The organism is Novosphingobium sp. GV079 (assembly GCF_003058045.1).
Lineage (GTDB): Bacteria > Pseudomonadota > Alphaproteobacteria > Sphingomonadales > Sphingomonadaceae > Novosphingobium > Novosphingobium capsulatum.
This window is the reverse complement of the sequence record NZ_QBUE01000041.1, coordinates 1-4,201: the sequence shown is the minus strand read 5'-3', so window position 1 is coordinate 4,201 and position 4,201 is coordinate 1. Positions and strand designations below refer to the sequence as shown.

Below are 4,201 nucleotides of genomic sequence, written 5' to 3'. Positions count from 1 at the left end.
CTGCTCGCCACCGCCGGCTCGACTGTCGATGGCCGCACCATCGATGACGCGATGCTGCAGCAGATCGCCTCGAGCTATGACCCCAAGACCTATGGTGCGCGGCTCAACATCGAGCACATTCGCGGCGTCACGGGGGAAAGCCCATTTCGCGCCTATGGCGACGTGGTCGAGCTGTCGATCGGCAAGACCGATGTCAATTTCAACGGCAAGAAGGAAACGCGCACGGCGCTGTTTGGCGTGTTCGACGTCAACGAGGACGCCAAGAAGCTGAATGATGCCGGACAGAAGGTCTATCCCTCGATCGAGATCGAGCCGAACTTCGCAGGCAAGGGCTTCGCCTATCTCATGGGGTGCGCCCTCACCGACAGCCCCGCGTCGATCGCTACCCAGCGCCTGGAATTCAACCGTTCGCTGCCAGGCGTGCTCACCGTGGCGGGCGAAACGCCCGAGCCGCTGGAGTTCCCCGACGATGGCGAGGCGACCGGAACCGGCCTGATTGCCGCGTTCACGGCTGCGCTGGATCGCGTCGCATCCAAGTTCACGCCCGCGCCCAAAACCGACCCTGCGCCCCAAGCCGATCCCGCCCAGCCCGCCGCGATGGACTTCGCCCAGCTGCGCCCGCTGTTCGAGGAACTCGGCACCAGCTTCTCGAAGGCCATCTTCGATCTGCGCACCGAATTCCGTGCCGATAGCGATGCCCTGGCCGTGAAGCTGCAGCAGCTGGAAGCCACCCAGGAACAGACCCCGGCGCGCAACTACACCGCGCGGTCCCGCTCCGATGGTGGCGCCGCGAATTACGCCGGCGTCTTCTAAACAATCACCGCCCGCCCCGCACCCCGTCACCACAGGACCTGAAAAACATGGGTTACAATCTTTCCGATCGCGGCCGCCGGGCGCTGGACGGTCTTTTCGCCGCCATCCAGCAGCGCAACAACGCGCCGCGCGGCGTGGGCAAGCAGTTCTCGCTCGAGCCTTCGTCCGAACAGCGGCTTGAGGATCTCCAGCGTGAGAACGTCGGCTTCCTGCAGCGCATCAACGTGCCCGGCGTGCGCGATCTCAAGGGCCAGGTCATCGGCCTGGGCACCGCGAACATGGTGGCCTCGCGCCGCAGCCGCCCCAATCTGCCCCGCCGGCCCAAGTATGCCGGCTTGCTGCAGGATCGGAAGTGGGAGCTGCACGACACCCTGTTCGACACCTGGCTCCCGTGGGAACTGATCGACAACTGGTCGCGCTTCCCCGATTTTGCTGATCGCTACTCGCGCCAAGTGGCCATTTCGGTGGCATTGAGCCGCATCATGGTGGGTTGGCACGGCACCACGGCGGCTGACGATACCGATGCCGACGAAAACCCGATGGGCGAAGACGTCAACATCGGATGGCTGCAGAAGCTTCGCCTTGAGCGCCCTGACCACGTGATGGGCCGCAACACCGTGACGGTCGGCGATGTCACCACCGCGACCGGCACGGCCAAGCCGATCTACATCGGCAAGGACGCCAGCACCGCCGATGGCGACTACAAGAATATCGACGCGCTGGCCTATGACCTCATCTCCGGCATGCCGAGCTGGGCACGCGCATCGACTGATCACGTCGTGATCGTTTCGCAGGATCTGGTGGACGAGAAGTATTTCCCCATGATCAACCGGCCACTGTCGGACACCATCGATGGCGGTAAGTCCACCAGCGACCAGGTCGTTACCGACATCGTCATGTCTGCAAAGCAGATCGGCGGTCGCCCGGCGGTGATCGTGCCTTACTTCCCCGAGGGCACGATGATGGTCACCCCGCTCGGCCAGCCCAGCGTGCCCGACAGCAGCAACCTTTCGCTCTACTACCAGGAAGGTTCCCGCCGTCGCTACATCAAGGACGAGCCGGAAAACATGGCGTCGCTGGTGGACTACAACTCGGTCAACGAAGGCTACGTGATCGAGAGCACCGATCACGCGGTCATGGCCGAGAACATCACTTTCGGCGACCGCCCGTAATACCCGAGGGCGTCGAGGGGGGATCTGCCGTGGCCGGCGGCACCCCGGAGCCAGCGCACCGCAGGGGAGGCCACACGCCCCTGCGGACCACCCGCAACAGGATCAAGCCCCATGAGCAGCCCTTTCCGCCGCCACAAGCAGCGGGTGCAGGCCATCCGCGCCGGCGCCGCCCCGTCCACCGACAGCACGGCGCCGGCCGAGCCGGACACCAGCACGCCCGAGGGCAAGGAATACGCCGCCCTGCGCGTGCTGCTCCACGACAACCTGCGCGCCCTGAAAGACATCGCCAGCCACGAGGCGCGCATCCCCAAGAAGCGTGAATTCGCTGGCGCTTTCGAAGCCTGGATCAAGGGCGCGCTCGAGGCCGGCGACCAGGGCAAGGCGGCGCAGGACGAAATCCTCGTCACCAACATGCTCTGGGCGATCGACTATCGCGACTTCGACTATGCCCTTGCCCTGGCCGAGCACGCGATCCGCTTTCACTTGGTGCTGCCCGGCTTCAACCGCACGATTGCTTGCGTCGTCGCCGAGGAAATCGCCGAGCGAGCCTTGGCCCAGGCCGAGACCGTCCCGCACGAAGCGCTGTTGCGCACGCTCGAGCTGGTCCACGGCGCGGACATGCCAGACCCGGCTCTGGCCAAGCTCTACAAGGCCCTCGGCCGCAGCTTCGCGCGCAAGGCCGACGATTTCGACCCGGCGGCCGACAATGCCCCGGCCGGTGGCAAGGCCGCCTATATCGAAGCGGCGCTCAACACGCTGTCCCGCGCGCTGGTCCTCGACCGCAACATCGGCGTCAGGAAGGATCTCGACCGGCTCACGCGCCAGAAGAAAGCCGAGCAGGCCGCCACCGTCACGACCTAATCCACGAATCGCCCACGGCGCTGGGGGGCGGATGGCGGGTTGTGCAGCCGCTTTGCGGTGACGCCCAGCCAACCATCCTCACCCCCCAAAACCTTCAAGGAGCCGCCCATGTCCACTGGCGTCATTGCAGTCCCCGCCGGCCCCTGGGATCCTGATGGCGCCGAGGTCGTCGCAGATGGCTGGTTCCCACCGGTCAAGCTCGACACCGTGCGCGATTCCGTCCGCCTGGGCGATGGCACGATCAGCACCGCCCGCCTCACCATGGCGATCGAAGGGGCGATGCTGCACGCTTTCCGCGAGCTGGCCGTGTGGCGCACCGCCAAGGCCAGCGCCGGGGTGGCGAAATTGGAACACGTGACCGCCGAAACGCTCAACGGGGGCAACATGGCGGTCAAGCTGTGGGAACGGATCATCACCTATTTCGCGGCTGCGGATCTCTATGCCGCCTACCGCGACATAAGCGCTACCGACCAAGGCCTTGATCGCGCCCTCGAAAAGGATACCGCAGCCGACGAAGCCCGTCGGGTCGCACTGGGGGCCGTAGCCGACCTGCGCTCCATGGGTGGGGCGCAGGTCGGCCGCAACCGGGTGAAGCTGATCTGATGACCCGCACCGCCACCGCTCTCCAAGGCGAAACCGTCGATGAAGTCTGCTGGCGCGTGTTGGGCTACACCCGCACCGTGGTCGAACAGGTGCTCGATCTCAACCCCGGCCTGGCCGCGCGCGGCCCGCGCCTCCCGGCCGGCACCATCATCATCCTGCCCGAAGCATCGCCATCGGCCGCCGCGCAGACCCTCGAAACCGTTAGCTTGTGGGACTGATCCATGCGCAAGATCGATAGCCTGCGCCAGGTGCTCTCCACCTCTATCGAGGATCTGTCCAAGTCCAACGATCGCCTGCGCGTTTGGACAGATCGCGGCACGGTGCAATGCCGGCAGACAAGCACGTTCGGGTTCATGATGAGCTTCCGCGCCAAAGTGCTTTTGATGGACATGACCACGGATATCGCGGCGGTCTGCTATGTCCTCTGCGCTTGGCTCCGCATCCATCAGCCTGATTTGCTGGCGCCTGGCAAAGAGGCCTTCACGCTGGATCACGATGTGATCGACAACAGCAAATACGATGCGCTCATCGAGATCGACCTTACCCAGAACGTCACCTGTGCTCTCAATGCCCAGGGCAAGATGCAGGTGGACTATCTTCCCGAGCCCGATCCTCTCTTTGCCGACGATCTGCCCTTCCCCGGCCTGGATGCCGTGCTGTGCACGGCGGTGACAAAACCAGCCACTGGAACGCCGGCGAGGTGCTGAGCGTGGCGGATTAAAACCCAGCCAGTGGTAAGGCGTGCCCTTTTG

Annotated in this window: 6 protein-coding genes; all 6 read left to right on the top strand. The window is 64.9% G+C overall.

The genetic code is table 11. From position 1 onward, the window contains the following. Positions 1 to 813, top strand: an 813-nt coding sequence (locus tag C8K14_RS22045; RefSeq protein ID WP_158272006.1) for a GPO family capsid scaffolding protein, incomplete at its 5' end; no start/stop codon positions are given. A 47-nt stretch (positions 814 to 860) separates the two neighbouring features. Next, positions 861 to 1,985 carry a P2 family phage major capsid protein gene (locus C8K14_RS22040; protein WP_107719272.1) on the top strand — a complete coding sequence of 375 codons (1,125 nt, stop codon included), beginning with the start codon at positions 861 to 863 and terminating at the stop codon, positions 1,983 to 1,985. A gap of 111 nt (positions 1,986 to 2,096) precedes the next feature. Then, a complete protein-coding gene (gene gpM, locus C8K14_RS22035) occupies positions 2,097 to 2,846 on the top strand; it encodes a phage terminase small subunit (RefSeq protein ID WP_107719271.1) in 750 nt (249 codons plus the stop codon). 108 nt (positions 2,847 to 2,954) lie between these two features. Then, positions 2,955 to 3,449, top strand: coding sequence for a head completion/stabilization protein (locus C8K14_RS22030; protein ID WP_107719269.1), 495 nt, complete (start codon positions 2,955 to 2,957; stop codon positions 3,447 to 3,449). Beyond that, positions 3,449 to 3,667: a tail protein X gene (locus C8K14_RS22025; protein WP_107719267.1), complete on the top strand. Its 219-nt coding sequence runs from the start codon at positions 3,449 to 3,451 to the stop codon at positions 3,665 to 3,667. The genes C8K14_RS22030 and C8K14_RS22025 overlap by 1 nt, the downstream gene beginning before the upstream one ends. A gap of 3 nt (positions 3,668 to 3,670) precedes the next feature. Further along, the gene (locus C8K14_RS22020; RefSeq protein ID WP_107719265.1) at positions 3,671 to 4,156 is read left to right on the top strand and encodes a phage tail protein; all 486 of its coding nucleotides are present in this window, start codon (positions 3,671 to 3,673) and stop codon (positions 4,154 to 4,156) included. Positions 4,157 to 4,201 lie beyond the last annotated feature (45 nt).